At 57.8% G+C, this 23,007-nt stretch carries 20 protein-coding genes; 9 read left to right on the top strand and 11 right to left on the bottom strand.

All coding sequences use genetic code 11. From position 1 onward, the window contains the following. The first annotated feature begins 5 nt into the window (after positions 1-5). Both BW950_RS11120 and BW950_RS11115 read left to right on the top strand, forming a co-directional pair. Positions 6-947: a hypothetical protein gene (locus BW950_RS11120; protein ID WP_076489373.1), complete on the top strand. Its 942-nt coding sequence runs from the start codon at positions 6-8 to the stop codon at positions 945-947. A gap of 21 nt (positions 948-968) precedes the next feature. Further along, positions 969-3,578, top strand: a complete 2,610-nt coding sequence (locus tag BW950_RS11115; protein WP_076489372.1) for a putative PEP-binding protein — start codon at positions 969-971, stop codon at positions 3,576-3,578. A 66-nt stretch (positions 3,579-3,644) separates the two neighbouring features. Here the strand turns inward: BW950_RS11115 and BW950_RS11110 are convergent, their stop codons facing one another. Then, complete coding sequence (locus BW950_RS11110; RefSeq protein ID WP_076489371.1) at positions 3,645-4,475, bottom strand: J domain-containing protein; 831 nt, start codon at positions 4,473-4,475, stop codon at positions 3,645-3,647. Positions 4,476-4,575: 100 nt separating this feature from the next. Between BW950_RS11110 and BW950_RS11105 the strand changes: the two genes are divergently transcribed. Beyond that, a complete protein-coding gene (locus tag BW950_RS11105) occupies positions 4,576-5,130 on the top strand; it encodes a transposase (RefSeq protein ID WP_076489370.1) in 555 nt (184 codons plus the stop codon). Positions 5,131-5,181: 51 nt separating this feature from the next. Here BW950_RS11105 and BW950_RS11100 read toward each other — a convergent pair whose 3' ends face one another. The 8 genes from BW950_RS11100 to BW950_RS11065 form a co-directional block, all read right to left on the bottom strand. Beyond that, positions 5,182-6,270, bottom strand: a complete 1,089-nt coding sequence (locus BW950_RS11100) for a hypothetical protein (RefSeq protein ID WP_076489369.1) — start codon at positions 6,268-6,270, stop codon at positions 5,182-5,184. Next, positions 6,267-8,189, bottom strand: coding sequence for a phosphoribosylamine--glycine ligase (gene purD, locus BW950_RS11095; protein ID WP_076489368.1), 1,923 nt, complete (start codon positions 8,187-8,189; stop codon positions 6,267-6,269). Before purD ends, BW950_RS11100 begins: the two co-directional genes overlap by 4 nt. Next, positions 8,177-9,637 (bottom strand): amidophosphoribosyltransferase, encoded by a 1,461-nt coding sequence (gene purF / locus BW950_RS11090; RefSeq protein ID WP_076489367.1) that lies wholly within the window; start codon positions 9,635-9,637, stop codon positions 8,177-8,179. The genes purD and purF overlap by 13 nt, the downstream gene beginning before the upstream one ends. A gap of 129 nt (positions 9,638-9,766) precedes the next feature. After that, positions 9,767-10,858 (bottom strand): phosphoribosylaminoimidazolesuccinocarboxamide synthase, encoded by a 1,092-nt coding sequence (locus BW950_RS11085; protein ID WP_083943954.1) that lies wholly within the window; start codon positions 10,856-10,858, stop codon positions 9,767-9,769. Next, positions 10,845-12,140, bottom strand: a complete 1,296-nt coding sequence (purQ, locus tag BW950_RS11080) for a phosphoribosylformylglycinamidine synthase I (protein ID WP_076489366.1) — start codon at positions 12,138-12,140, stop codon at positions 10,845-10,847. The genes BW950_RS11085 and purQ overlap by 14 nt, the downstream gene beginning before the upstream one ends. 11 nt (positions 12,141-12,151) lie before the next feature. Next, positions 12,152-13,216 (bottom strand): phosphoribosylformylglycinamidine cyclo-ligase, encoded by a 1,065-nt coding sequence (gene purM, locus BW950_RS11075; protein ID WP_083943953.1) that lies wholly within the window; start codon positions 13,214-13,216, stop codon positions 12,152-12,154. Next, positions 13,213-15,579, bottom strand: a complete 2,367-nt coding sequence (purL, locus tag BW950_RS11070; protein WP_076489364.1) for a phosphoribosylformylglycinamidine synthase subunit PurL — start codon at positions 15,577-15,579, stop codon at positions 13,213-13,215. Before purL ends, purM begins: the two co-directional genes overlap by 4 nt. 215 nt (positions 15,580-15,794) lie before the next feature. After that, positions 15,795-17,369, bottom strand: a complete 1,575-nt coding sequence (locus BW950_RS11065; protein ID WP_076489363.1) for a phospholipase D family protein — start codon at positions 17,367-17,369, stop codon at positions 15,795-15,797. 161 nt (positions 17,370-17,530) lie between these two features. Between BW950_RS11065 and BW950_RS11060 the strand changes: the two genes are divergently transcribed. Continuing rightward, positions 17,531-17,737 (top strand): YjfB family protein, encoded by a 207-nt coding sequence (locus BW950_RS11060; protein ID WP_076489362.1) that lies wholly within the window; start codon positions 17,531-17,533, stop codon positions 17,735-17,737. On the opposite strand, the gene BW950_RS11055 is transcribed toward BW950_RS11060, so the two are convergent. Beyond that, positions 17,734-17,997 (bottom strand): hypothetical protein, encoded by a 264-nt coding sequence (locus tag BW950_RS11055; protein WP_143559215.1) that lies wholly within the window; start codon positions 17,995-17,997, stop codon positions 17,734-17,736. The genes BW950_RS11060 and BW950_RS11055 overlap by 4 nt on opposite strands. A 168-nt stretch (positions 17,998-18,165) precedes the next feature. On the opposite strand from BW950_RS11055, the gene BW950_RS11050 reads away from it, so the two are divergent. The 4 genes from BW950_RS11050 (at position 18,166) to BW950_RS11035 (ending at position 20,837) form a co-directional block, all read left to right on the top strand. Then, positions 18,166-18,735 carry a YeeE/YedE thiosulfate transporter family protein gene (locus tag BW950_RS11050; protein ID WP_076489360.1) on the top strand — a complete coding sequence of 190 codons (570 nt, stop codon included), beginning with the start codon at positions 18,166-18,168 and terminating at the stop codon, positions 18,733-18,735. Beyond that, positions 18,732-19,256, top strand: a complete 525-nt coding sequence (locus BW950_RS11045) for a YeeE/YedE thiosulfate transporter family protein (protein WP_076489359.1) — start codon at positions 18,732-18,734, stop codon at positions 19,254-19,256. Before BW950_RS11050 ends, BW950_RS11045 begins: the two co-directional genes overlap by 4 nt. A gap of 112 nt (positions 19,257-19,368) precedes the next feature. Further along, positions 19,369-20,034, top strand: coding sequence for a methyltransferase domain-containing protein (locus BW950_RS11040; RefSeq protein ID WP_076489358.1), 666 nt, complete (start codon positions 19,369-19,371; stop codon positions 20,032-20,034). After that, complete coding sequence (locus BW950_RS11035) at positions 20,031-20,837, top strand: patatin-like phospholipase family protein (protein WP_076489357.1); 807 nt, start codon at positions 20,031-20,033, stop codon at positions 20,835-20,837. The genes BW950_RS11040 and BW950_RS11035 overlap by 4 nt, the downstream gene beginning before the upstream one ends. Before the next feature lie 2 nt (positions 20,838-20,839). Here BW950_RS11035 and BW950_RS11030 read toward each other — a convergent pair whose 3' ends face one another. Beyond that, the gene (locus tag BW950_RS11030) at positions 20,840-21,826 is read right to left on the bottom strand and encodes a glycine betaine ABC transporter substrate-binding protein (RefSeq protein ID WP_076489403.1); all 987 of its coding nucleotides are present in this window, start codon (positions 21,824-21,826) and stop codon (positions 20,840-20,842) included. Positions 21,827-22,129: 303 nt separating this feature from the next. Between BW950_RS11030 and BW950_RS11025 the strand changes: the two genes are divergently transcribed. Next, entirely contained in the window at positions 22,130-22,966 is an 837-nt protein-coding gene (locus tag BW950_RS11025) for an SDR family NAD(P)-dependent oxidoreductase (protein ID WP_076489356.1), read from the top strand. The last annotated feature ends 41 nt before the right edge of the window (positions 22,967-23,007 follow it).

The raw sequence follows: 23,007 nt of genomic DNA, 5'->3' as shown, positions 1-23,007 counted from the left end.
TCATTATGGTAGGGAATTATGACTTATTGTCACGCAGGGCGGGGTTTAACACCGCCCTGCGCCATTTTCGACTGGCAACATCCTTGTTGGAGCCCGTTTCCAAAGGCGCCAACTTCGCAGACCTGGTAGCAGCCAAGCTGGATGAGGAGGCGATTTCCCGCGATCAGGTGCGCCCCCTCACCAGTGCTCTGCTGGTGGACAAGTTTTCCTACCGCACCCGATCCTGTAACGCTCCGATAACGATAGAATCAGCCAGCTTCATCACAGAGGCGCTCTCGGACTGGACGGCATTGCAGATTGTCATCGCCTACGAACACCCCCAGGCAGGATTGCTCCTCATTAATCCCCAGAACCCCCAGTCCTGGGAACCTGCCCTGCCGATCATCTGCGACGAGCTCCTGGTGGTATATCTGGATAGCATCCCCGGGGTGGATCTCTCTCCCGAAACTCTCGAAAGAGCTCTTGGCGATGTCCAATCCATTTTGGCGGGCCGCACCGTTAATCATACCGACCAACGCTATCGCCTTCCCGAAGGGGCAAAACCCCGTGCTGTCACTCCTCCGAAGGTAACTCCTTCAGGGACGCCTCCCGGATCGGCAAAGAAACCAGGCGGGAAAAAGAGGATAACTCCCCGCTACTCCGTGGTGGTTACAAATGAACTCTTCCACAATGGAAATGTGGAAGCCTGGAAGCGAATCATCGCCAGCTATCGAACTACCTATCCCGATCTGGACGTTCTCATCTGGTATGATAACGAGCGGATCAACGACATCAATGCCCTCTTCAAGTGGGGCAAAGTCAAACACGGGACTCCGATTATGGTCAGCGTCGCCGGCGAGGAGATACAGGACGTCTCCAAACTGCAACGATATCTCTTCGAAGGTGCAAGCCCCCGGTTTGAGATGTTTCTGAAGGGGGGGATAGACCAACCCCTCGAGCTTTTCTGAAAAATCTGGGAGGCACCAACTATGAAAGAACTGATACTGTTTGGAACGGATCAGCACCACGTGGAACCGGACGTTCTGGAGGCTGCAGGCAGCCGAGGCAAACGCGCCGTTTCTCTGGCAGATCTGCGCGTTCCTGTCTGTCCCGGGGTGGTGATCCCCGGTGAAGCCCTCTCGGTCTTCCCCGAGAACGCAACAGCAGCCTGGTCAATCCTGCAAAAACCCCTTCACGACATCGAAGCGAGCATGGAAAAACGATTCGGCGAGGGAGATACGCCGCTTCTTCTGAAGGTCGTGGAAAGCCCCATGCTCAACGTCCGCAGCGCCCTTCCCTCGGTGCACCATGTGGGGCTTTGCAACACCACAATCGATGCCCTGGCCTCCGCCATGGGAGAGACCTTCATCTGGCAGGAATACACCTTCCTGATCACCAGTATCCTCCGCCTGGAGCTGGTAATCGAGGAGTCCGAAACACGAAAAAAGCAACTCAAGGAGTTCCGGGAAGAACTCCAGGCGGCGAAGCGGAAAGAGTCGATCAAGAGCGTCCTGGAGTCCTTTTCCGGTCTTCTGCCGGAACAGATATTCTCGGAACCCTTCTTTCAACTGGCCTACGTGGTCCGGCTCTTCCGCAAAGCCTTTGCCTTGAGCCCCACCACCGAAGATTCAGCGATCATGATCCAGGCCATGGTCTACGGAAATCTCGACAGCCAGAGTGCGTCGGGATATCTCTTCACTCACCATATCATCACCGGTGAAGACATTCTCCAGGGAGAATTCTTTTCCGGGTCCTTCGACGAAAACGAAACTTCCGGAGCCCCCCTCGCAACGCTCCCCTCGGAACGGCTGGAGATGCTTCAGGATATCTCCCGCAAACTGGAAGATCATTTCAAGGAGCTCCGGTGGATACGCTTTGCCATCGAGGGAGGCAAGCTCTGGCTTGTGGATCAAGCATCAGTCCCCGATAAATCTGCCCAGGCAGAGATCAAGACCCTTCTGGATCTGCTCCGGCGCGGAACGGTCACGGAAGAACACGTGATCCGGACGATCAAGCCCGGACGGCTCTCGGAGATACTGCATCCTACGCTGGACGCGGGGTCTGTGTCCTCCTTCATCACTCTGGAGGGGGGAATTGCCGGGTCCGTGGGGGCTGCGATCGGCCGGGTTTTCTTTTCTACAGAACGACTGGTTGTGGCCCACCGCCAGGCTCAGCAAGCTGGTGAAGACACAAATCTGATCCTGGCCATGCCCTCCACCTTCGCCGGGGACGTCAAGGGAATCGAGATCGCCCAGGGAGTTCTCTCCTCCGAGGGCGGCTACGCCTCCCACGCTCCGGTTGTTGCCCGAAGCCTGGGAAAAGTCGCCATGGTTCGTCCCGATATCACCTTCAGGGACGACGTCATGATCATCGACGGAAACGAGATCAAGGAGGGCGATTTTATTACCCTGGAGGTTCCCTATTACACAACACCGCGCATCTTTATCGGTGCAGGGTCCCTCACAAAGCCAACTCCGGAAGACAGCGGGCTCCTGGAACTCCTGGAGATTGTCCAGCACAAGATCGGCAAGATCGAGGTCCATGCCAACGCTGACCAGCCCCGCGATGCCCATCTGGCAAAACTCTTCGGCGCCCGCGGTATAGGACTGTGTCGCACGGAGCATATGTTCTTTGACGAAAGCAGAATCAATCGTTTTCGCTACATGATTATCGCCCAGGACGAGAAAACCCGCACCATGATTCTCGATGACCTCCACAAGGATCAGACCGAGGATTTTTACCAGCTCCTGAAGATCATGGACGGGCTTCCCGTGACGATCCGTCTTCTGGATGCCCCCCTCCACGAGTTCCTTCCCCAGGGCGACGCTGCAATGAAGGATTTTGTAGCCCAAGCCAAAAAGGACAAGATGAAGTTCACCAAACAGGAGATCCTTGCCAGGAGTCAACTCCTGCGGGAGTTTAACCCCATGCTGGGACACCGGGGTATCCGCATCGCTATCTCCTACCCCGAGATCTATCGGATGCAGACCCGGGCGATCTTCGAGGCTGCCTACAAGCTGAAGGCCGAGGGTTTCTCACCGCGTCCGGAGATCATGATTCCCCTGGTAATGAACCCCCACGAGCTGAAGACCGTTCGAAATGGCAAGCGTATCGAAGGAAAACACATCCTGGGAATCCGGGATATCGAAAGGGAGGTCTTTCAACGCCTTCAGACCGAACCGCTGGATTACAAGGTGGGCACCATGATCGAGCTTCCGGCGGCGGCACTCAACGCAGGCGAGATTGCCCGGTACGCTGATTTCTTCTCCTTCGGCACCAACGACCTCACCCAGACCACCTACGGAATCTCCCGGGACGATTTCAACACCTTTTTTTCGGATTACACCGAGCTGGACCTGCTGGAAGGAAACCCCTTCAAGATGCTTCAGCCCCAGGTGCGGGAGCTGGTCCAAACGGCGGCCCTGCGAGGGAAAATGGTAAGGCCCGATATTACCATGGGACTCTGCGGAGAGCACGGTGCAGAACCGGAGAACATTACCTTTATCCAGGAAACGGGACTCGACTACGTCTCGGTGTCCCCCTTCGGGATTCCCATCGCAAAACTGGCTATCGCCCAGATGAACATGAGCCAGGCCTGAAAATCTGCCGATCCCCTCCTGTGACCCCGGTGGCAACACCGGGGTCTTTCTTTGCCCCGGAAGGTATTACGCCGTCTCGGCGGCCGACTCCAGAAAGGAACAAAGCCCCGTAAGAGCCCGGAGCAAATACAGTTTGATCAGCGTCTCTGCCGTGTGGGGACTACGGGGAAAGCGTGCAAGAATTACCATGAAGGACCGCTCTGCCATGTCCCGCGCCGCCGGACAGACTCGCCCTCCCTCCATCTGGAGTCCCAGCACACCCTCCCGGATCGACTGGTCCAGGGCATCGGCACCTTGGCGATAGAGCTGGCACGCCTTCTGATCTTCTCCCAGAAAAACCTGCTGCTTCTTGGGACGAATTAACATGTTCTCATAAAAAGCAGCGGCAAAATCCCGGATCGCCCCTACCTGTCGGTATTGCAGGGCACTCCCGGGCCATTCTGCAGCAAGCGCCAACCCCTCGACAATATCGGTCATCTGCCTCAAGGTTCTGCGATACCGGTAGCGGAGAGCCCCCTCCTCGCGCAGATGCAACTTCTCCATGCCGTAGTTGTAGTAATCGTGGATCTGGTCCAGCAGGAGATCGTAGAGCTCCGCAATGTGCCCCTGCAAGGTCAGGCTGTAGCCGAACCCCTCGTCCGTCTCGACAGAAGGCGCGTGTTCCGGTGAGGGCTCTTCGATGAAGCTCTCCCAAGGGAGCTCCTCACGGCGCAGGTACTCCGTCACCGTGGCGTGAGCCTCGGTGAGGCGAACCGTCATCCGGTGAGACCACTCGCTTCGGGAGGTGTTTCTATCGGGGTGGTATTCCTTCAGTAATCTGCGAAAGGAGCTGCTCACCTCCTCAGAGGAAGCGGCCGCCCCTAACTGAAGAAACTCGTAGGCCTCGGCAAGATCCATTATCCTAGATAATACGCCACCTGACGGGGTAATTCAATCCTTTGCACCTTCTTGAAATACCGTTTACACTTACAGTGAAACTCAGGACTGGAGGCACAAGGTGGAAAAGTTTCAGGAACTCTTTAACGCATACCAAAAGGGTGAACTCCCTTCGGATCACGGCTATATCGTCAGCGTGTTCTATCACAACAACTCAACCTATACCCGGTACGAGGTAATATCCTTTAACAACGTAAAAGATATATACATCACCGATGAAGGGCTGGTCTTCCAGGCGGAGGGAAGGAAACTTTATGTGATGGTGGAACCTGCCGGGTGGCCCAACAGCCACATTGAGCCGGCCTACCGGACAGAGGATCAACGAATCCCCTATCGCAAAAAAGATCTTCTGGATTACACCACCCGCCGCCAGGACCACGTCTACATCGGCAAAGAGCCTGTGGTAACCTACACATCTTTTACCATTCTCAAGAGCATAGGGCAGGATATCTCCTACGTGTTCTACGATCAGGGCGATATCAAGCAGACAATCCTGGAGTTCTTCCGGTTAAGTCTCTGGAAGCAAGCTCGCGTACCCCAAGGCGACGCCAGGAAAGTCACCGAGGAGATTGATCAGGTCTTTTCCAAGATCGTAGTCACTCCGGATTTCAACTAGAGCAAAAAAAGGGGAGTCTCCAGGACTCCCCTTGCTTCTTCAAAGGTCCGATTATTCGAAGGATATATTGATTTCGTCTATCCAGACGGCATCTTCACCACGATCCACGCTACCGTCCTTCTCGAAACTCCAGAGCAACTCAAGCTGATTGGAAGCACCCGATCCCAGGGGAATCGAGAAGGAGACCTCGGTCCAGTCAGTCTCGCCAGACCACTCGCCGTGTCTTGTGCCATTCACGGAGAAGATTAACCGGTCATAATAGTCTTCCGAAGAGGTCCGAAGGGCAAAAGAAATTCGAATCTCCGATGCTCCAGAAGGAATATCCGCCTGATGCCAGACCTGGCTGCTTCCGTTAGGGCCGATCTCTCCTGATCTGAGGGAATACCCCCCGGAGAAAGCCTGACCGGCCGTGATAACCCAAGGGCGGTCACTCGAGGAGAGGCCTCCCTCGGTCTGAAGTTCTGTCGGTATCTGGCCGTCGAAGAAGTTTGTCTGCAACCCCGCAGGAGCCACAGCTATTGTCTCATAGCGGTTAAAGCGGTAACTCCGGGACAGGGGAATCACCGCCAGGACAGGCAAGGAATCGGCAGAATCCCGAAGTTGGACCTGGCGCACCGCCAGGGTGTACTGCTCGTCGAGGCCGCCCCGCAGGGAATAGCCCAACCGGACCTCCAGAGAATCCCGGGAAAACGCCCTTGAGACTGCTGCCGAGATTTCATCGGGTATCCGCACCCGAAAGCTATCTTTTTCGGGAAGAAACCCGAGGTCGCTGATGATTTCCAGCTCCCGGGCATCCCTGCGTGCCAGCTCAACTGCCTCTCGGGGCACCCAGAAGATCTCGCGGCTCAACTCTTCCAGCTGAAACTGGAGAAACCGGTACTCCCGGCCTGCTCCACGGGCCACAGCCCGGTCGACTCTGCTCATGAACTCTTCCACCTCTTCCCAAGGCTGGATTTCGAGCAGGGCCGTCACCTCACCCCGACGCGATTCCCACACGGAGCGAGCCTCTTCAACTTCCTCCAGGGCCTCCTGAACGGCGTCCGGCAAAAAGCCGAACCCGCCGGCTGATACAGCCCAGGGCGCCAGCCCTAAAATAAATGCAACCAGCACCGTCCGAACACATAATCCATACTTGATCATACCGTCATTCCTCTCTCGAATTGGTCTTGGGCACGGCACACCGCCTCCACCAGCGCCTGCGATTCCAGCGCCTGAACCCGGTCTTTCAGCGTTTCCGGGGTGTCACCAGGCAGAACAGGACAGCGTTTCTGGAGGATGATCGGACCAGCGTCTACCTCGGCTGTCACCAGATGAACGGTACACCCCGTCTCCTGCCGGCCTGCGGCAAGAACCGCCTCATGGACCGCTCCATCCATGGCGCCGGCAAAATCGGGGAGAAGCGACGGGTGAATATTCAGTGCTTTTCCGTGCCAGGTACTGCAGAACTCCCGCGAGAGAATCCGCATGTACCCCACACACAGTATCACGTCCACCCCAAAAAACCTGAACTCCCGGGTAAGTTCCTCGTCAAAAAGAGTCCGGTCTTTTTTCTCGCCCTCCGGCGTTCGGGGGGAGATAGCACGAGCAGGTATTCCCCTCTCCCGGGCACGGCCCAGAATCACCGCATCGGGCCGGTCCGAGAGAACAACCTCCACCGAGGCAGGAATGGAAAAGCTCTCCACCGCATCGAACAGCCCCTGGAGCGACGTTCCCCGGGTAGAGCCCAAAACTCCCACCCGAACAGACCTTCCCCGAAGCTCTTTCATGTGATCGATCCGTTTCTGGATCAGTCCCGGAGTGCCGATATCGCCGCGATGAACAAGTCCTCCCCCAACCGAAGCGATCCAGGATTCGGCCCGTGCTTCGGCTTCATCCAGGGTATTGCCGAAACCGGTCACAGCCAGTGTCCTGGAGCCCTCCGTAACAAGGTGATCTCCCTGAAGCGCCAGCGAACCCAAAAAGCATTCGGTCCCTGCGGCCTCGGCAGGGACGGTCACGACGAGTCCTCGCTCTCCCTTTTCGGGATACCCCGGCGGCACCAGATATTTACAGACCGAGGCCTCACCCCGGAAGGAGGCCGCCACCTCCTCCAGTCGACCTTCGACCAGGGCGGAACAGATTTCTGCCAGATCGCCCTCCAGAAGAGGGAGGACGTTCAGCGCTTCGGGATCCCCAAAACGGGCATTGTACTCAACGATGGACACACCCTTGGCGGTGGCCATGAACCCCCCGTAGAGGATGCCCTGGTACGGCACGCCTGTTATCTCCTTGAGTCCCCGAACCACCCGCTCGTTCAGATTCTGGGCAGCGACTATATCCTGGCGGTTCAAGAACGGCAAAGAACCTGTTGCGTCGGTGTAACTCCCCATCCCCCCGGTGTTGGGGCCCCGATCGCCCTGGTACGCCCGCTTGTGGTCCTGGGCGGGAGGCATATGCAGGCAGTGCTCGCCATCGGCGAAGGAGAGGAGCGAGAATTCCTCTCCCACAAGCTTCTCTTCAATAACAAGCTGCGGGGCATCACTCAGGACATCCCGGCAGAAGGCAAGAGCCTCCTCACGGGAGTGGAGATGCTCTCCCGAGACTTTCACTCCTTTACCGCCCCGCAGACCGTCTTCCTTCACCACATAGTGAGCTCCCAGCTCATCCAGAGCCTGTTCCGCCTCATCCAGGGAGGTCACCAGATAGAAGGCAGGCACCGCCTCGGGGCAGATCCTGCGCAATAACTCCCGGCAAAAGGATTTGCTCGTCTCGATTTTTGCGACAGCCTGGCGTGGCCCCACCACAGGCACACCAGCGGCCCAGAGCGCGTCGGCGACCCCCGTCTCCAGGGGCGCCTCGGGACCAATGCAGGCCAGATCAGCATCGACCTCACGGGCCACCGCTTGAGCCAGATCCGGATCGGTGATATCTCCTGTCCGGTACTGGCCGCGACAGAGTTCCCGGATCCCCGGGTTCAGGTGACTGCCCAGACAGGACAGGTCCGGTTTTTGGGGAGACCGGGAAAAGGCTTTTGCCAGGGCGTGTTCCCGTGCTCCGGACCCGATAATCAGGATACGCATCGCTTCATCTCCTCCTGGTCCAGCTTGTGAATGTAGTCCCCTCCCAGGCAGGCTGTGCAGGGGGTATCGATGTGATGATCACCTTTCCGTGTTACCGCCTCTACCAGATATTCCAGAGGTTGATACAGGAGCAAATCCGCTCCCAGATATTCCTGGATCTCCGCCTCTGTGGAAACTGAGGCGATCAGCTCCTCCGAGGTGGGAATGTCTACACCGTAGTAACAGGGTTGCGTCACGGGAGGGCAGGCCGAGGCAAAGTAGACCCGACGGGCTCCAAACTCCCGCACCATCTGGACAATTTCCTTGCTCGTGGTACCCCGCACAATGCTGTCATCCACAATCAGGACGTCCTTGTTTCGCAACTCCAGCTCCTGGGGCGAAAGCTTGTACCGCACGGACTGACGGCGTTTCTCCTGGTTGGGCATGATGAAGGTTCTTCCGATAAAGGGATTTTTATAAAGCCCTTCGGAGTAGTTTACTCCCAGCTCCCGGGCCATGGAGAGAGCCACCGTATTGGCTGTGGCCGGAGCCGGGATAATTACATCGGGAGAGACTTCCGGGAAGGTTTCTTTCCAGGCTTTACCAAGATTTTCGCCCATGCGCAGGCGAGAGCGATAGACGTTAACGTTGTTCAGCATCGCATCGGGACGAGCAAAATAGACGTACTCGAAAATGCAGGGAGTGAACGCCTTGGGGGCCAGTCGCCTGGTGAAAACCTGACGGTCGCTGGCAATGTAGATGATCTCCCCGGGCAAGACATCCCGCACCCGGCGGTAGCCCAGCATATAAAACATGGTGTCCTCGGAGGCGAAGATATGGTCTACCCTTCCATCGGGAAGTTCCCGCTGGCCGTATACCAGAGGCCGCAGACCATGGGGATCCCTCATTGCTACCAGACCCCGATCCTTGATGAGCATCACCGCCGAGACGGCTCCGGCGATGCGGTAGAAGAGTTCAGCCATTGAAGAAAAGAGGGCCTCAAAGAAGGCTCTGTCGGCCAGGGACGAGGCAGGCCCGGCCCCGATTCGCCGATGCAGTTCATCAGCAAAGAGCTGCAAGAGCATTTCGGAATCGCTGTGGGAGTTCAAATAGCGTTTCCTGTTTTCCTGAACCTCCCGGCGCATCTCCTGATAGTTCACCACGTTGCCGTTGTGAGCGAAGGCGATCCCGTTGGGAACACTGGTCCAGAGGGGCTGCACCTCATCGTTACTGTGGGTCCCGCTGGTGGGATAGCGGGTATGGCCAATACCAATGGAGCCCCGCAAACGCTCCATGTGACGTTGCTCGAAGATGTCCTGCACCAGGCCCATGCCCTTCTTGACATGAAACCGCTCGTTACAGGTGATTATTCCCGCAGCATCCTGGCCGCGGTGCTGTAACTGGATCATGCTATCGTAGAGATCCGGTGCTACCTGGTCGTGGGCGTAGATTCCAACGATCCCGCACATATCCTGCTCCTCTGTACTATCTGTACTATTTGATGCAATCCAGTTGATGAAAGCCAGCCCCGAAGTATCATCCGGCTTCTGGATGCTCGAGAACAACCGGTGCCATTCTTCACGATGCCACCCCGGAAATCAGCCAGTCCCCTGATCCCCGGGGAGAGAAACCCCTGCCGCACGAAGCTCCTCAGCGAGGGAACGCCCCCCTTTCGCACGAGGGGGAAAGAGAAAGGGCCTGCCGGTAATTGCCTCGTAGAGCAGAATGTAGCGATAGGCCAACTCCTCGACGAGCTCTGGCGGGGCCTCGGGGAGGATCGCATCCCTGTAGGGATCACAATGGGCCACAAACCAGGCCCGGAGGAATTCCTTGTCGATGTGATCCGGCGATACTCCTGCCGCTCTTCGTTCGTGGTAGGTTCCGCCTATCCAGTAGCGGCTGGAGTCAGGAGTGTGGATCTCATCGATCAGCCGCAGGGTTCCCTGGTTATCGAACCCCATCTCGTATTTGGTATCAACAAGAATCAGGCCGTTCTCGGAGGCCTTTTTCTGGCCGAAGGTAAAGAGATCCAGGGCATGGTCCCGGCACCGCTCCCAGTCGCGGCGGGTCATCCAGCCCTCGGCGATAATCTCTTCGGGAGCGATGGGCCGATCCTTTGCTTCTTTGGTTGTGGGTGTCACAACAGGCCGGGGCAGTTCCTGATGCTTTTCCAACCCGTCAGGAAAATCGATTCCGCAATAGCGCCTCTCTCCGGCCTGGTAGCGAGTCCACAGGGAGGTTTCGGTGGAGCCCGTAATGTACCCTCGCACCACAAACTCTATCGGAAAGGGAGTACAGTGGCGAACAACACTCACGTTGGGGTGAGGAACCCCCTCGAGATGGTTGGGCAAGATGTCCCGGGTCTCGTCAAACCACCAGGCGCTGGTCTGGTTCAAGACCTGCCCCTTGAAGGGAACCGACGCAAGAAGGCGGTCAAAGGCACTTTGGCGATCCGTGGAGACCAGTAGAAGAGATTCCCCGGCCCGATAGCGGTCCCGGACTTTTCCCCGGTGTTTTTCCGGCAGAGCCAGGTCAGTCTCGGTGAGGCAGTTTTCGCAGGCCTCCCGGATTTGTTGCCGGTATTCGGCCTCCCCTTGCACGCCCGGGAGGTGGCCCAGGCTGTCGCTGATCAGGCGACTGGTCCGGCTATCCCCGGCCAGGGCACCTCCAGCGAGATTATCTTCGATCATAGAGAAGTCCCACCTGGCTCACAGGATTCAGCAAAATATGCGTATTCAGGACCTGCTCCAGATCCTGGGCCTCATCGAGGGTCCAGAGGATTCCCCTTTGCAGAGAACGAACCTCCTGGAGACCGAACCAGTTCTGCAGAGCCTCCAGCACACGCCGTCCCTGAATATCATCCCGCTCCCGCACCAGGAGAGAAACCGAGTTACTCCCCGCCGGGGCCGGAACACATTCTTCCTTGTTGCTGTTATAGAGTTCGCCACTGGCCTGGATCGCCTCCAGAACCTCCTGTGCCCGAGCTGGCGAAAGGTCGGGGTCCAGCGAGAGTTCCCAGTGAACCCTGCGGGTAATGCCCGGAGAGATGCCCCGGTGAGAAAGCGCTGTCTCTACGCTTACGGCGGCGTTATCGGTGATAATCAGCTGCACCACCAGCTCGTGAGCCCCCTGTCGAGGCGCAAATGCGGGAAGATCATCGACAGACAGGCGTGTCTCAGCGGGAGAGGATGAAAACGATGGAGCCTCTTCCCGGGAACGGGCCTTCTCTTCTCCGGGTCCTCTCTCGAGATACTCCCGAAGGGAGTGGAAGATGCCATCTCCCAGGGGAGTTCGCTCGGGATGGGGCATGATCGCCATGACATTACCCCGTACATTGGTGATGGCAGCAATGTTGCCCACAGATCCGTTGGGATTCACGGGAAACTCTTCCAGGGCCTGTCCTTCTTCGTCGGTATAGCGGAAGGCGATCATGCCCCGCTCGTTCAGCTCCTGGTATACCTGGGGAGACATAACAAAGCGACCTTCCGCATGAGCGGCAGGAACATTCAGAGCGGTTCCCCGGGGAATTCTTCCGGTGAACGCCGTCTCTTCTGTTTCGGCTCTCAAGGTTACCCAGGCGTTGTAGAACCCCGTACCCACCACGCGCCCCCGGGCCACACGGCGGTTTGTGGTGAGCGCCACCAGGGGTGGGTCTCCCGGAGAACCTCCTCCCGGAACAAGCCCTGCCTCCACCAGGATCTGCGCCCCGTTGCAAATCCCCAGAACGGGTTTTCCCCGATCGCTCTCCTGACGGATAACCTCCATAAGAGGGTCCAGGGCAGCGATAATACCCGAGCGGCTCCGATCCTCATAGGAGAAACCGCCCGCCAGAAGGTAGCCGTCAAAGTCCCGCAACTGTGCGAGGTCCTGATTCCACCGGAAAAAGACACCCTCCAGCCCGACCCGCTCCAGGGCCAGGCGAGATTCGCGTTCGCAGTTTGTCCCGGGAAACTGGATGATCCCTATCGTCATGAAAGCCCCCTTCAGGCGATTCCGGAGATCCGCACCGCTCCGGTTCCCTCGGTTACCACCCCGATCTCCCAGGACTCAACGGAAAAGACTTCCTTCATGAGTGCCTGGGCCTCGTCACGAGCAGCCGCCGGCAGGATAACCGTCAGTCCCACTCCCATATTAAAAACCCGGTGCAGCTCCTCGGGAGCAACTCCCCCGTGGTGTGCCAGGACAGAGAAGATTGGCGGAACCTTCCAGGCCGTCCCGTCCAGAAGGGCATCGCACCCGGGAGGAAGTATCCGGGGAATGTTTTCCAGAACCCCGCCTCCCGTGATATGGGCCATGCCCCGCAGGGGTATTCCTGCTTCAAGAAGGGCCAGGATACCGGGGGTATAGTTCACGTGGGCCTCCAGGAGCGCATCCTGAAGAGACCGGGAGCTCCCTGCACCGGGCAAAAGCTGCTCCAGTGGGGCTTTCAGGGAAAGATCTGCCACCTGGATAATCTTCCGAGCCAGCGAAAACCCGTTTGTGTGAAGGCCGCTTGAGGCTACTCCCAGGATAACATCGCCGGGAGTAATGGTCTCGCCATTGATAATCCGGTCCCGTTCCACAATACCCGTTACGACGCCCACCAGATCATGCTCTCCCGGCAGATACACCCCGGGCATTTCGGCGGTTTCGCCCCCAATCAGGGAGGCTCCCACGGCACGGCACGCCTCGGCTATACCGCAGACAATCTGGGCAACCCGCTCCGGATCAAGGACATCGTTGGCCACGTAATCCAGAAACGTGAGAGGCCTGGCCCCGTGCACCGCGATATCGTTGCAGCAGGCGCTCACCAGGTCAGCGCCTATCCGACTGAAGTCATCGGCCTGACGAGCCACGACGGTCTTGGTACCCACACCGTCCACAGACTGAACCAGCACAGGCTGGCGATACGAGGGAGCGATCTCCGAGAGATCGTAGAAGGCGCCGAAACTCCCCACACCTGTCAGGACCGCCGGGGTAAAGGTCGATGCCGCCGCATCACGAATAAGATCGACCGTGCGGTTTCCCGCCTCGATATCAACACCGGAATCTTTGTAGGACAAACTCACAACAACTTCTCCATAAGCCCCTGCTCCCAACGGGTTCGGGCATCTTCAATCGTCATATCCCATACTCCTTCAACAATTATGCGCGGTTCCCTGATGGTCCGCCCCAAAAGAACTGGCTTCGCCCCCTGATGATCCGCCAGGGCAAGAAAATCCTGTTCCCGGTGAGGATCAATTTCCAGAACAAACCCGGGCGACTCCTCGAAGAGGAACGCTGCTGGCTCTCCGGGCGTATCAAGGGAGACAGCACACCCCAGGGAACGGGGAAAGGTCATCTCGCACAAGGCAACACCCAGCCCTCCCTCGGAAATATCATGACAGGCCCGCAAAAGCCCCTCGCGGGCTCCTGCCAGAACTGTCTCACCGGCAGCACGAAGTTTTCCGTAGTCGACCTGCGGAAGAGGGCCCACAACCGGAGTAAAAGCGGGGTCGCTGCCAGCTTCGTCCGTGTTCAGAAGCTCCTCGTAGACGCTCCCGCCCCATCGACCCTGACGCTCCAGAAGGAGGTACACCAGGGAATCGGGGTGAGTAAAACTCTGGGTGATCCCCCGGCCATAGTCATCAAGCGTTCCCAGGCAGGCGATCATGGGGCTGGGCGGAATGGAGCCCGTAGCTGACTCGTTATAAAGGGAGACGTTTCCCGCGATGACAGGCACCGAAAGCTCCCGACATGCCTCGGCCACACCGCGACAACCTGCTACAAAGAGCCCCATCTGTTGTGGCTTCTCGGGATTGCCGTAGCACAGACAATCCGAGACTGCCGCAGGACGAGCCCCCGAAGCAACCGTATTGGTGTAGGACTCTACTACCGCCAGAACTGCTCCGAGATGGGGATCCCGGCGGTTCATCCGGGGATTTTGATCCGTAGTAAGCGTAAGCCCCACCCGCCGAATTTCCTCGGGGTAGTCGGTGCTATTAAAGGGCGCCAGGATGCCGGAGTCGGACAACCCCGCCTCGACCACCACCCGTCCCTGAACCTGCTTGTCGTAGCGGTCATAGAGGGGCTTGCGCGAAGCGATGTTCTCGTGTCCCAGCAAGGCCAACAGGTCCTCCCCGGCGTTGCGGGAACCGGACCAGGAGGGAAGCGTCCCCGGGGGAATCGGAGAGGCCGCCACCACGGGATCAGTATAGGGCCGGTCGTAGAGAAATCCCCGGGTAACTTCACAGGCCGGAGCATCCACGATCACTTCATCCCCGGCGATCACCCGAAACCGGGGAGAATCGGTAATCTTTCCGATCACCCGCGCCTCGGCCCCCCGAGAAACCTGGGGCAAGGCAAAATCTTCGTTGTAATGAGCCAGAATCAGGGGAGTCAGATCAGGAGGAGAAGCGTACATATACCGCTCCTGGGTCTCGGAACAGAGCACTACGTGAGGAGGCAGGCCCTGGGCGTCCCGGTGGACCTGGTCGATTATGACCTCGGCCCCATAGCCCCCGGTATCGGCGATCTCCACACTGGCGCAGGCGATTCCTCCGGCACCAAGGTCCTTGAACCCTACCCGGTGATGAGCCCCAAGCTCTGCCAGCTTTTCCGAGAGCGCTCCCGCTGCCTGAAGGAGATGTCGTCCCAGAAAGGCGTTCGGTTCCTGAACCGCGCCCTTGTTTTGCTCGTGCTGTTCCGCATCAAGATCAAAGCTGGCAAAACTGGCGCCTCCAAAGCCGCTCGAATCGGTGGGCTTTCCCACCAGAATCAGATCGTACCCGTCAGCACCGGGAGGAGCATAGGAATGCAGGAGATGATCCTCCCGGAGAATCCCCAGCGAAACCACTGTGACAAGACAATTATCCTGGTATCCCCGGTCGAACTGGAGACCTCCTGCCAGCGAAGGCACCCCGATGGGGTTTCCATACCCGGCAATCCCCGAGACCACGCCGTCGTAGATCCACCTGGTTTGAGGAGTCTCGATATCGCCGAAGCGAAGATCGTCGGCCAGAGCCACAACCTCGCCCCCCATGCAACAGATATCCCGGACGTTCCCCCCCACGCCCGTGGCGGCTCCTTCGTAGGGAACGATCTGGCTGGGATGGTTGTGCGATTCGTGGCTCATCACCACGCAATAGCCCCGTCCCTGGCGGTCCCGGGCAACCCGGACCACACCTGCGTCCTCTTTTGCCCCCAGGACAACCTCGGGACCCTGGGTAATAAACTGTGAAAGATGCTCCCGGCTACTTTTGTACGAGCAATGTTCCGACCCCTCAATTCCGAAAAGCACAAACTCCGCCACCGAAGGAGGTCGCTTGAGAATCGAAAACTGCAGCTGCTTTGCCTCCTGCAAGGTCAACCCGATCGAGTAGCGCTCGAGAAAATCCCCTATCTCCTGGTCCGACCGGCCCTGGAGATCAAATACGTCCCTGGTTAATTGCATATTCCCTCTCTTGCGGTGCAGAAAGAAAAAAAGGACTCCGGAGGTCCTCCGAAGTCCTTACGTTCAAGCGGGTATCCCGAAACCGCCAAAGCCGCACCGCTTCCCCGGAAGGGATACGTGTGCAGATTTAACTGTGTTTCCTATCAACGCGCCAGCCATGTGTCACCCATATAACGTGTAACGAATACACTACTTGTACCGGAAAAGGCCGGGTATTACAACTGGTTTGCGATCGGCAGAAGCCGGGCGAGGAACTCACCCAGCCGCTGCACCGGCCCCCGGGCAGGAGGAGAGCGGCGCTCTCCCTCGTCGGAGGTCCAGATCAACCCCCTGCCATCGGGGTTGAGGATCACCGTCCAGGCCTGATCTTCCTCGCAGAGGGGAGCCACGATGGCCCGCAACTGTTCATTAAAGAGCCGGGAATCGATGATCAGACCGTTCTCGGTGTTGATTCTCATGGCTCGAGGATCGAAGTTCAGGGACCCCACATAGGATTTCCGGTGCCCGCTTATCACCGCCTTCAAGTGCATGCTGATATAATCAGCCTGAAAGGGCGCGGTATCAGCATAGAGGCGGCCCGTCCCGCCAGGCTCATGGTGATACTCAAAGAGTTCCACCCCCTTCTCCAGAAGTGTCTCCCGATGCGGACGATAGTGACTGTGAACAGCCGTATGGTTGATCGATGCCAGGGATGGCACCAGCAGGCGCACGTCTACCTGGTCCTGTTCCAGCTGGTGAAAAATCTCCAGAACTCCCTCGTCAGGAATAAAGTAGGGAGTAATAATCAGAATTTCCCGGACACTACCCTCGTTACCGTTGAGGAGATCCGTCAGCGACCGCACCACCTCACGATCATCCCGTTCCACGGGATGGTCCGCAACGAAGCGTACCCGGGCAGGAACCAGCTCCCGGGCACCATAATAGAGCAGGTGATCCCAGGCGGATATCTCTGCAGGAAAGACGAGGCGTCGGGGATCCCGGGCGATATCATCTTCCAGGCGCTCCCTCACCCGTTCAAGGTACTCCTCGGTGCCCCGGCGGTGCAGCTTTCGCCCCGGAAATGCATAGGGACTGTTCCAGTAATCGTCGAAGGACTGGGCCATATCGTCCACTACAGGCCCCACCACCAGCACGTCCAGATCCCGAAAATTATACCCCCGGGCAACGCCAAAATAGTTGTCCCCGATATTCCGCCCCCCCGTGATAGCTACCTGGCCATCGGCGATAAAGAGCTTGTTGTGCATTCGCCGGTTCAACCTGCGAAATTCCAGCATGAAGCGGAAAGCCGAGGCGGCCCTGGTGCGCCGGGCGGGATTGGGATTAAAGATGCGGATATCCATGTTGGGGTGATTCGTGAGCGCCGCGATGGACCGGTCGGAATGGGTCAAAAAGATATCGTCCACGAGGATTCGGACCTGGACACCCCGGTCCGCTGCCCAGAGCAACCGCTTTAACATCAGCCGCCCCGTGTAATCATCATCCCATAGAAAGTATTGCGCGTCGATCGACTCCTGGGCGTTATCAACCATGGCAAGACGCCAGTCCAGGGCGTCTCTGTTTCCCGGCAGGAGCAAAAGCCCCGATTCACCCTCGGCAAGACGATCCTCCCCGGCTGCAGCAAACTCCTGGAGCCGCCCCGTCTCGGCCGGGAGCATCCGGTGATCGAGCGGAAGCTCCTGGGGCCGGCCGATGGTCGAACAGCCTCCAAGGGTCACAGCAAAGGCGAGAGAGAGAAAAAGTGGAGCAGAGGAAACACCCCGCCGCCTTTGGAATAGAGAAGCGATCACCATGGAAAATGCCCCGTTGAACGTTGGAAAATGGTACAGTTCGCACCTACGATACTGTACTGTAGCAAATATCCTGCACTGCCACAACAGGGTTCGTTTCCAGGGTGCGTGGCCGGGTTGATTTTATCAGCCCCCATGACGATACTTACCGTAAGGAGCTGGAAATGATTGATTCGATTACCACCCTCTACACGGCCATGGAGCAAAGCAAGCAACAGACCGAGGTATCAACGGCAGTCCTTGCCAAAAGCATCGACACCGTGGAGCAGGCCGGGGAAAATCTCCAGGGTCTGATCCAGACGGCCGGAGCCTCAGCGTCCCAGGCTTTTACAGACCCTCTGGTGGGTCAGCATATCAACGTAACGGCCTAGTCTCGCCCCGTGTCGGCCTGGAGCCCCTCCAGACCGAAGGCCCCCAGTATTTCCCGGGCTCCTTCGAGATCCCGGGAAAAGACCCTCACCAGGTACCGCTCGATGAACCCCACGGTGGGGTAGATCCCGCCCCCGTCGTCGGACCAGACGATGCAGTCAATCTCCTGATTGCGCAGGAGCTCGCAGGCCTGTTCGGCCTCATGGCGAAAGTTGTATTCACCAACGGTCTCAATTGTGTCTTTCTTTTTCTGTTTTGCCATAAGCTTCTTTCCTGCAGGTTTCCTGGCTGTTTTCCTGGCTGTCTGCTTTCCGGCCCGCAAGGACTCCCTTGCCACGGATGATTCTCCATTGTACCAGAAAAAGACTTGACTGTTAATCTCATAAGCGTTATATATGTTTTATCATATATTCGATAGCAGGAGGTTTCCATGCATATTCCTGAGCGTTCCCGGCCGTACATTTTTGGCGCTCTCTCGGGGCTGCTTCTGACGGTCAGCGTAGCCGTGGCCGGGCAGTTCTTCGGCACATCCACCACCTTTCCAAGGTTCTCCACTCTCATAGTCACAACCCTGGGAATTGACATTAGCGCGCTCCCCTTTGCCAGGGTCCGCGACGGAGCTCTCACGGGCTCAGCCTTTCCGAACTGGCAGCTTCTCTTTGTGATCGGCATCGGCCTGGGAGCGTTCATCTCTGCCAGAGCGAGTGGAACTTTTCATCGGGAACACCTGCCGGAACTCTGGGTCTCCCGTTTCGGTCCTCGACACAAAACGCGCCTTCTCTATTCTCTGGGAGGGGGAACATTGGCCATGGTGGGAGCCCGCATGGCCGGAGGATGCCCCAGCGGCCACGGCGTGAGCGGAGTGAGCCAGCTCGGGGTGAGCAGCCTTCTGGCGATGGCCATGTTTTTCATCGGAGGAATCACAACGGCCCGATTGCTCTATGGGTCTCGTAGCAGCGCACCATCTCAAACCAGCACAACCCAGGGAGGTCTCTCATGATTCTCGTCTACGGTCTTGTAACAGGTATCTTTTTCGGCATCTTTCTTCAACAAGCCCAGGCTTTGCGCTTTGAACGGCAAGTCGAGGCGATGCTTCTCAAGGACATGACAATCGTCAAATTCATGCTCACCACCATTGTGGTGGGATCCATCGGGATTCATGCCCTTCAGGATGGGGGCGTGATTTCCTTCTCCCCCCGAGCCCTCAGCCTGGGTTCCCAAATTGTGGGGGGGCTCCTCTTCGGCGCCGGTTGGGCAATCATCGGATACTGTCCCGGCACCAGTATCGGCGCGCTCGGCGAGGGCCGGTTTCATGTGATCTGGCCAATCCTGGGGATGCTTCTGGGTGGTCTTGTCTTTGCCCTGCTCTATCCACTCATTCAGACCTACATACAACCTCTGGGGTCTTTCGGGTCGATCTCGCTGCCGCAACTGCTGGGGGTCAACCACTGGGTGGTAATAGCAGCCCTGACAGTGGGCTCATTCTTCCTCTTCCGGTTCTTTGAGCGGCGCGGGCTCTAAAGGGTGCGCGGGCTCTAAAGGGTGCGCGGGCTCCAGAGCGGCGCTTTCGGGAGGGTTGGGGCCAGGCCTTATCCACAGACAGGGGGGGTGTTTCCGGGCTATACTCGCACCCATGGAACGCTGCCCTGTCTGCGAGGCCACCTCGGCCGAGCCCTTCATGACGCTCCCTCCCCGGCACTATTGGCGATGTCTCCAGTGCCGGGCGACCTTCCTGGACCCCTCCCAGCTTCCTTCTGCCGAGGAGGAGCTTCACCGATACAACCTGCATAACAACGATCCCGCAGATCCCCGATACCGGGCCTTTCTGCATCGCCTGGCCGACCCTGTTCTGGATGCCTTGAATCAAGGAGTGAAGGAAGAGGAGCGGCCTTTTTCGGCCCAGGGTCTTGACTACGGATCGGGACCAGCCCCGGTCCTGGCAGAGATCCTTTCCGAGGCTGGTCACCAGGTAGCCTGCTATGACCCGTTCTACGCACCCGATCCGACCCCTTTGGAAGGAAGCTATTCCTTCATCACCTGTTGTGAAACGGCGGAACATTTTCACACCCCGGCCAGAGAGTTCTCCCGTTTCGCCCGGCTTCTCCTGCCCGGAGGCCTTCTGGGAATCATGACGGAGTTTCAGGACGATGACGACCGCTTTGCCCGATGGTATTACCGGCTCGACCCCACCCACGTCGTCTTTTATCGGGAAGAAACATTTCGCTACCTGGCAGGCCAATACGGCTGGGAAGTCCGAATCCCCCGAAAAAACGTGGCGCTCTTCCGGAGGCCCCGGTGAGACTTCTCCGTAGCCTGGGAAGATCCCTCGTTTCACATCGCCCGAAGGCCCTTGGCCTGGCCCTGGGAGGCGGTGCGGCCCGGGGGATCGCCCACATAGGGGCCATAAAAGTTCTTCAGGAGGAAGACATCCCCATTGCCGCTGTGGCAGGAACCAGCATCGGCAGCATCATCGGGGCGATGTACTGTGCCGGGATGTCCTGGGAGGAGATGTGGGAGCTCAGCCAGGAGATAACCTGGGGAGAGCTGTTACGCCCCTCTTTTTCAGGTCTCGGGCTGGTAAAGACAGACCGGATGGAAGAGATCCTCACCGATCGACTGGGCAACATCTCTTTTGAGGATTTGCTGATACCCCTCACAGCCGTGGCTGTCGACATTGTTAACGCCAGCCCCATTCTGCTGCAAACCGGTCCTGTGGCGCAGGCCGTTCGGGCCAGTTCTTCCGTGCCGGGAATCTTTGAACCCCTCCGTGATGGCGAACGGGTTCTGGTAGACGGGGGAGTGGTGGACAATCTTCCTGCCCGGGTTGTCCGGGAGATGGGCGCCGAGGCTGTGCTGGCCATTGATCTGAACAAGGAATCGTCCGACGGGCGGATCCCCCGGAATCTCCTCGACGTGATGTCCCAGACCTTTGCCGTCCTGATCTGGAATACCAGCCGCCTGGGGAGGGAAAGCGCGGATATCCTCCTGCAACCGGAGATCGCTCACATCGGATACCACGAGCTCTCCTGCGCCCGGGAGCTCTTTGACGCAGGTGAACAGGCCATGCGCAAAGCCCTCCCGGCGCTAAAAGCCCTGGCCTGAGATCAGCCGGCCAGAGCGTCCAGGACCACGGGGAGGGCGTCCTCACCCGAAAGGGTTTCTACGCCCTGAAGCCACTCGTCCAGAATGGCTGGATTCTCCCGAAGCCATGAGCGCGCCCCATCGCGGGCATCGATACCCTCATCGATTTTTGCCATGATGTCGTTTTCCATCTCTACCGTATAGTAGAGGTTGTTGAAGAACCTCTCCAGGTTGGGATAGGCCTCCAAAAACCCCGCGCGGGCGTTGGTATAGACCGTGGCAGCCCCAAAGTCGGGTCCAAAGTGATCATCACCACCCGTAAGATAGACCATATCAATGTAGGAGTTCATGGGGTGAGGAGCCCATCCCAAAAATACAATTGGCTCTTCACGATTCGCCCGGGCTCGCGCTTCCGAGAGCATTCCCGCCTCACTCGATTCAGCCACAATAAAGTCGTCCAGCCCGAAGGCCCCGCTGTGGATCATATCCCAGATGATCTGGTTTCCGTCGTTTCCCGCCTCGATACCGTGAATCGTGTAGTCTAATTCATCGGCAAAATCTGCGATATGCGAGAAATCAGTCAGCCCCTGTTCTGCCAGGTACCGGGGTACTGCCAGGGTATACTTGGCGCCTTCCAGGTTTGGCCGAACTTTCTCGACAGCCCCTCGCTCAAAATAGGTATTGGCGATTGTTCCCATGGAGGGCATCCAGTTTCCGAGGAAGACATCCACGTCTCCTTCAGCCATCCCCTCGTAGGCAACAGGAACGGAGACGGTGTTCGAGGTCGTCTCGTAGCCGATTGCCTCCAGCACCAGTCGGGCCGCCGCAGTTGTTGCCTCGATATCCATCCAGCCCACCTCGGCAAATCGTACCACCACCTCCCGGGGTCTTCCTTCGACATCAGCCGGTTTCGCCGACTCCTTCTGCCCCCCTGCAAAAACGGTGGGAACCGACAGCACAATCAGGGTAAGCACCTGCAAAAATATCTTCCTCTGTTTCCGATCAATCATTCCTTGTATTTCCTCCTTGGTAATGATTTCAAGTCTAAACATTAACCACTATTCCATCGCACATCAAGGTGTGTTTCGATTAAATATCTAATTATAATGGTCCAGTGCTTTATAATTGTAGAAATTAGACAAACAAGGCGCCGCTCTAACTTGTTGTTATACTATTAATTAGAGCATTCTCCGGGGACTTGCCATGTTTTTTATTTTCGGGTACCGTATTTTAGGTTGGCTAGCTAAACTTTACTGTACTATGTATTACCGCAGTGATGCGGGATGATTTTTTACGAAACGGAGAGAAGAATTATGAGCGAACGGTATCTTGAGGGACGAGTAGCGATGGTCACCGGCGGTGCATCGGGTATGGGACGAGCCATGGCTCTTGCTTTTGCAAAGGCAGGTGCCCATGTTGGAATCGGCTCACTCCTGAGCGAGGACAGCGCAAAAAACGCCGAGGGAGAGCTGGTAAACCGGCCTGGAAAAACCGAGCTGGAGAAAACAAAGAAGGACATTGAGTCCTGCGGTGTAAAATGCGTCGCTGTGGGCCTGGATGTCTGTGACACCGCCAGCGTGAAGAAGTTCCACGAGGCCGTTACAAACGAGCTGGGTCCTGTTGATATTCTGGCGAACGCCGCAGGAATAACGGCAGAGCACGGTGTGGTCAATCACGACGAGGGCCTGTGGCTCAAGGTAATGGACGTCAACGCCAACGGGGTCTTCCGGGCAACCCGCGAGGTGCTTCCCGGCATGCTGGAACGGCGCTGGGGCCGGATTATCAATATCGCCTCCACTGCAGCGAGCGTGGGTGCCCCCATGTCTCCCGCGTACTGCGCCAGCAAGGCTGCTGTAACGGGCTTCACCAGGGCGGTAGCCCAGGAAGGTGCCGAGGCTCTGGTTACAGCTAACAGCATCAGCCCCGGTTGGGTGGAGACCACCTTTGGAACCGAGTGGCTCAGCGATATCGCAGAAAAGCAGATGAACACCAAGGGAGATCTCTTCATTCAGGAGCAGAAGGCAGAGAACCCCCAGAAACGCATGATCCAGCCCGTGGAGATCGGCGCCCTGGCGGCGTTCCTCTGCAAGGACGAAGCTGTAGGAATCACCGGGCAGGACATCACCGTCTCGGCCGGGTCCGTCTGGTAAATACCGTAATCACGAGGGCCTTCATCGCGAGGGCCCTCGCC

This window comes from Alkalispirochaeta americana (genome assembly GCF_900156105.1).
GTDB classification, from domain to species: Bacteria; Spirochaetota; Spirochaetia; order DSM-27196; family Alkalispirochaetaceae; genus Alkalispirochaeta; species Alkalispirochaeta americana.
Note: the sequence above shows the minus strand (reverse complement) of the source record. Positions and strands in the feature narration are given on the sequence as shown.